The organism is Saccharomonospora iraqiensis subsp. paurometabolica YIM 90007 (genome assembly GCF_000231035.2).
GTDB classification, from domain to species: Bacteria; Actinomycetota; Actinomycetes; order Mycobacteriales; family Pseudonocardiaceae; genus Saccharomonospora; species Saccharomonospora paurometabolica.
Genome location: NZ_KI912250.1, coordinates 295,544 through 300,218, shown reverse-complemented (window position 1 = coordinate 300,218; position 4,675 = coordinate 295,544). Strand labels below are relative to the sequence as shown.

Below are 4,675 nucleotides of genomic sequence, written 5' to 3'. Positions count from 1 at the left end.
GAAGGCCAGCAGCCCGCCGTCCAGGTGCGAACGGCGCAACCCCGGGACGAGCGCGAGCGCCTGTGCGGTCGGGACCCGCCGCGGCCGGGGCAGCAGGGACGACGGTGTGCGTGCGGCGCGGCGCAGGGCGTCCCCCGCGTACACGCCCGCGGTGGTGAGTGCGTACTGCCGGCCGGGCGCGTCGGTGTAGCGGGGGAACAGCTGGGCCATCGGGCGGGTCAGGTGCGGCGCGGTGCGGCGCATGAGGATGTCCCGCTCCACCGCGCTCTCCCGGGCGAGCCCCACGTGGCCGTGTGCGAGGTAGCGCAGACCGCCGTGGACGAGTTTGCTCGACCACCGGGAGGTGCCGTGGGCGAGGTCGTGCCCCTCCAGCAGGGCGACCGACAGGCCCCGGCTCGCGGCGTCCAGCGCCACCCCGGCGCCGGTGACGCCGCCGCCGACCACGACGACGTCGACCACGTCGCCGGAGGCGAGCGCGTCCAGTTCCACTGACCGGCGGCGTGCGGTGAGGGAGGCGTGCACCGTGCCCGCCGCCCCGGTCGGTCCGGTGCTGCTCACTCGTCGGACTCCTTCCCGTGCTGGTCCGTGCCGGGGGTCAGGGCGGCGTCGAGCAGGTGACGCAGCTCGTCGAGCAGGTCCTGCGCCGCCAGATCCGCGGTGGCGGGGCGGTGCGACAGCACGAAGGACTGGACGACGAGCAGGACACTGCGGGTCTGCGCCGCGGGCGCCGCGGGCCGCACCGATCCGTCGTCGTGCCCCTCCTCGATCAGGGTGCGCACCACGCCCTCGGCGAGCTGCTGGGTGGCCCCGAGGCGCTCGACGATGTAGGGCAGCAGCAGCTCGGCGTCCCGGTCGAGCACGGTGCGCAGCAGTGGGTTGGCGGCCAGCGCGCGCACGGAGGCCACGGCGATGTCCACCAGCCGGCGCCGGGCGTGCCGGGTGCCGGTGCCGCCCTCGGTCCCGCCGATGTCGTCGCCTGCGCCACCCGCGTGGGTGCTGACCTCGCGCAACAGGGCACCGAACTCCCGCGTCATCAGCGCGGCGAGCACGCTGCGCACGTCCGGGAACCGGCGGTACAGCGTCATCCGGCTCACGCCGGCGGTGCGGGCGATGTCGGTCAGGGTGGTGCGGCGCACGCCCCGGGCGAGGACGCACTCCCGTGCCGCGTCGAGCAGGACGTCGTCGGGTACCCGGCCGGTCGGAGCGCGCCCGGCCCGCGACCCGTCCCCGGGTGTCCGTACCGGAACCTCGGCCCCACCGACGACGGTGGCGCCGCCCGCAGTGATGTGACGACCCGACTCCATCTGTCACACCTTAACCGAGCACGCCACCGGCTGACCACCGCCCTCACCCGCCGTGTTGTCGTGAGGGGCACGTTCCCTGCATCAGACGCAGGGAACGTGCCCCTCACGACACGACACGCAGGGAAAGTGCCCTTCACGGCAACACCCGGGCGGGTGAGGGGAGGTCGGTGGGGTCAGAAGTGGTTGACGTCGAGGGTGCCTTCGGCGTGGGCGGAGCGGAGGCGCTTCTTGTCGAACTTGCCGACGCTGGTCTTGGGCACCTCGTCGACGAACGTCCAGTGCTCGGGCAGCTGCCACTTGGCGACCCGGCCGCGCAGGAACTCACGCAGCTCCTCCGGGGTGGCCTGCTCGCCCTCCGCGAGCACCACCGCCACCAGCGGGCGCTCGTCCCACTTCTCGTCCGGCACGCCCACCACGGCCGCCTCGGCCACGGCCGGGTGCGCCATGACCTCGTTCTCCAGGTCCACCGAGGAGATCCACTCGCCGCCGGACTTGATCACGTCCTTGGCGCGGTCGGTGAGCGTGAGATAGCCGTCCCGGGTGATCCGTCCGACGTCGCCGGTGCGCAGCCAGCCGTCGTGGAACTTCTCCGGGTCGGCGTCGGCGTAGTACGAGCCCGCGATCCACGGGCCCGCGACCTCCAGCTCGCCGACGCTCTCGCCGTCCCACGGGACCTCGTCGCCGTTGTCGTCGATCAGCCGCGCCCGCACCGACGCGGGGAACCGGCCCTGCGTGTAGCGGTACTGCCACGCGGTCTCCCCGGTGGCCGCCGACGGCGGGCGGGCCACGCTGCCCAGCGGCGACGTCTCGGTCATGCCCCAGGCGTGCAGCACCGGCACGTCGTAGCGCTCCTCGAAGGCGTGCATCATCGCGGGCGGCGCGGCCGAGCCGCCGACCACGACCTCCCGCAGGTGGGAGATGTCCTGCGGGTTGGCGTCCAGATACTGCAGCAGGCCCTGCCAGATGGTCGGCACGGCGCCCGCGAAGGTCGGCTTCTCCGCGGCGAGGATCTGCGCGATCGGCTCCGGCTGCAGGAAGCGGTCCGGCAGCACCATGGAGGCGCCGACCATGAACGCCGCGTACGGCATGCCCCAGGACATCGCGTGGAACATCGGCACGATCACCAGGGACTTGTCCGCGTCGGACAGGCGCATCGTGTCGCTCATGCAGACCTGCATCGAGTGCAGCCAGATCGAGCGGTGCGAGTACACCACGCCCTTGGGGTCGCCGGTGGTGCCGGAGGTGTAGCACATCGCCGCGGCCGAGCGCTCGTCGATCTCCGGCCAGTCGAAGGTCTCCGGCTGCGCGGCCAGCAGCTCGTCGTAGGAGTGCACCTGCACCCCGTCCGGCGCCTCCAGCGCGGCGGGGTCGCCGTTGGCGACGATGACGTGCTTGACCGTGGTCATCTGCGGCAGCTGCTTCGCGAACAGGGGCACCAGCGTGCCGTCGACGAGCACGACCCGGTCCTCGGCGTGGTTGGCGACGAAGACCAGCTGCTCGGGGAACAACCGGACGTTCAGCGTGTGCAGCACCGCGCCCATCGCCGGGATGGCGAGGTAGGCCTCCAGGTGCTCGGTGTTGTTCCACATGAACGTGCCGACGCGCTCGTCGTCGTCGATACCGAGGTCGCGGAGCGCGTTCGCCAGCTGCGCCGCCCGCTTGCCGACCTCGGCGAAGGTGGCGGTCCGGGACCCGGAGCCCGTCCAGGTGACCGCGACGCTGTCGGCATGCATCTGGGCGCCGTGCCGCAGCAGGTGGGCCAGCGACAGCTGGCCGTCCTGCATGGTGCTCAACATTGAGACTCCCGCTCCAGGTATGGGTGATCCGATCCGGCCCGACTCTAGTGCGCTCAGCACGGTCCCGGCTTGTGCACAGCGCCCAATGCCGGACGAGGGGACGTTGCCGGGGAAACACAACCGACACGGCGGGTGACCGGGCGTGGCACGGTCGGGGAAATATCGCGTGTCGATTTCGCGGAATCGCGGTGGTTGGCGTTTACTGAGCCCCGAGGTATCCGAGGGTGGGCCTCAGCTCCACCGGGCGCCCGTACCAGCGGGTGCCGCCCGCCCGACCCGCCGCGCAAGCCGTGGTGGACGACCAGAAAGGATCACTGCGTTGGCTCTTCCCACGTTGACCCCGGAGCAGCGGGCCGAGGCGCTGGCCAAGGCCGCCGAGGCCCGGAAGGCCCGTTCCGAGCTGCTGGCCTCCATCAAGTCGGGCGAGCAGAGCATCGAGACGGTGCTCGAACGCGCCAAGGAGGACAAGACGGTCGGCAAGACGAAGGTGACCCAGCTGCTCAAGGCGGTACCCGGGCTCGGCCAGGTCAAGGTGAACGCGCTGCTGGAGCAGGCCGGCATCGACCCGGACCGCCGGGCGGCGGGCCTCGGCGACCGCCAGCGGGAGACGCTCATCAGCGCCCTGAAGTGAGGTCGGTGCGGTGACGCCCCGACGTGCCGACCCGGATCCGCCGCGCGGCGGCCGGGGCGTCCGGCGTCGACCGTGACCGCCTGTGACCGTGTCCGCCCGCGACCCGAGTCTCACTCCTGGGGTAGGCCCATCGCGCGCAGCAACGTCGCGAACTTGGCCGAGGTTTCCTCCAGCTCCGCCTTGGGGTCCGATTCCGGCACGATGCCTCCGCCCGCGTAGAGCCGCAGCGAGCGGCCGTCGGCCTCGGCGCAGCGGATCGACACCGCCCACTCGCCGTCGCCGTCGGCATCGGTCCAGCCGGTCGTGCCCGCGTAGTAGTCCCGGTCGAACTCCTCGAGTTCGGTCACGAGTCGCCGCGCGGAGTCGGTCGGTGTCCCGCAGATGGCCGGGGTCGGGTGCAGTGCGGCGGCCAGATGCAGGGCGGTCACGTCGCGGTCGGTCAACTCACCGGTGATCGTGGTGCCGAGGTGCCACATCGTCGGGGTGGACACCAGGCGCGGCCGGTCGGGGACGTCCAACCTGCGGCAGTACGGCCGCAGCGCCTCCACGACGGCCTCGGCCAGGACGGCGTGTTCGACGTGGTCCTTGGCCGAGGCCAGCAGTGCCCGGCCGTTGGCCCGGTCGGTCGCGGGGTCGGCGGCGCGCGGGGCGGACCCCGCGTGCGGGTGGGACACCACCCGATCCCCGCGCCGGGACAGCAGCAGCTCCGGGCTGGAGCCGACCAGCGTCCGCGACCCGGGCAGGGCGGCGGCGAAGGTGTAGCCGCGCTCGTTGTCCAGCACGAGGTTGTGCAGGATCGCCTCCGCCGGGACCGGCTCGGCGAACTCCAGGTCGAGCGCGCGGGCGAGGACGACCTTGCGCAGGTTCCGCGCGTCGAGCGCGGCCACCGCCTCCGCGACGGCGTCGACGTGCCGGGCGGGCTCGGGCACCGGCCGCACGGCGAC

General features: G+C 72.8%; 5 protein-coding genes. 1 reads left to right on the top strand and 4 read right to left on the bottom strand.

Annotation, left to right across the window (positions count from 1 at the left end; translation table 11 throughout):
- The 3 genes from SACPADRAFT_RS0217600 to SACPADRAFT_RS0217590 form a co-directional block, all read right to left on the bottom strand.
- On the bottom strand, positions 1 to 558 hold a 558-nt coding region (locus tag SACPADRAFT_RS0217600; RefSeq protein WP_007026579.1), incomplete at its 3' end, for an FAD-dependent oxidoreductase.
- Entirely contained in the window at positions 555 to 1,304 is a 750-nt protein-coding gene (locus tag SACPADRAFT_RS0217595; protein ID WP_007026578.1) for a TetR/AcrR family transcriptional regulator, read from the bottom strand. The genes SACPADRAFT_RS0217595 and SACPADRAFT_RS0217600, both read right to left, overlap by 4 nt.
- 173 nt (positions 1,305 to 1,477) lie before the next feature.
- A complete protein-coding gene (locus tag SACPADRAFT_RS0217590; protein WP_007026577.1) occupies positions 1,478 to 3,100 on the bottom strand; it encodes a long-chain fatty acid--CoA ligase in 1,623 nt (540 codons plus the stop codon).
- Between the two features lie 319 nt (positions 3,101 to 3,419).
- Here SACPADRAFT_RS0217590 and mihF point away from each other — a divergent pair, with 319 nt between their 5' ends.
- Positions 3,420 to 3,731, top strand: a complete 312-nt coding sequence (gene mihF, locus SACPADRAFT_RS0217585) for an integration host factor, actinobacterial type (RefSeq protein ID WP_007026576.1) — start codon at positions 3,420 to 3,422, stop codon at positions 3,729 to 3,731.
- A gap of 110 nt (positions 3,732 to 3,841) precedes the next feature.
- On the opposite strand, the gene SACPADRAFT_RS0217580 is transcribed toward mihF, so the two are convergent.
- A partial coding sequence (locus SACPADRAFT_RS0217580; protein WP_028662546.1) for an isochorismate synthase occupies positions 3,842 to 4,675 on the bottom strand: 834 nt, incomplete at its 5' end.

Coding starts and splice junctions, on each gene's coding strand:
- SACPADRAFT_RS0217595 (WP_007026578.1), bottom strand. CDS start 1,304: ATGGAGTCGGGTCGTCACATCACTGCGGGCGGCGCCACCGTCGTCGGT.
- SACPADRAFT_RS0217590 (WP_007026577.1), bottom strand. CDS start 3,100: ATGTTGAGCACCATGCAGGACGGCCAGCTGTCGCTGGCCCACCTGCTG.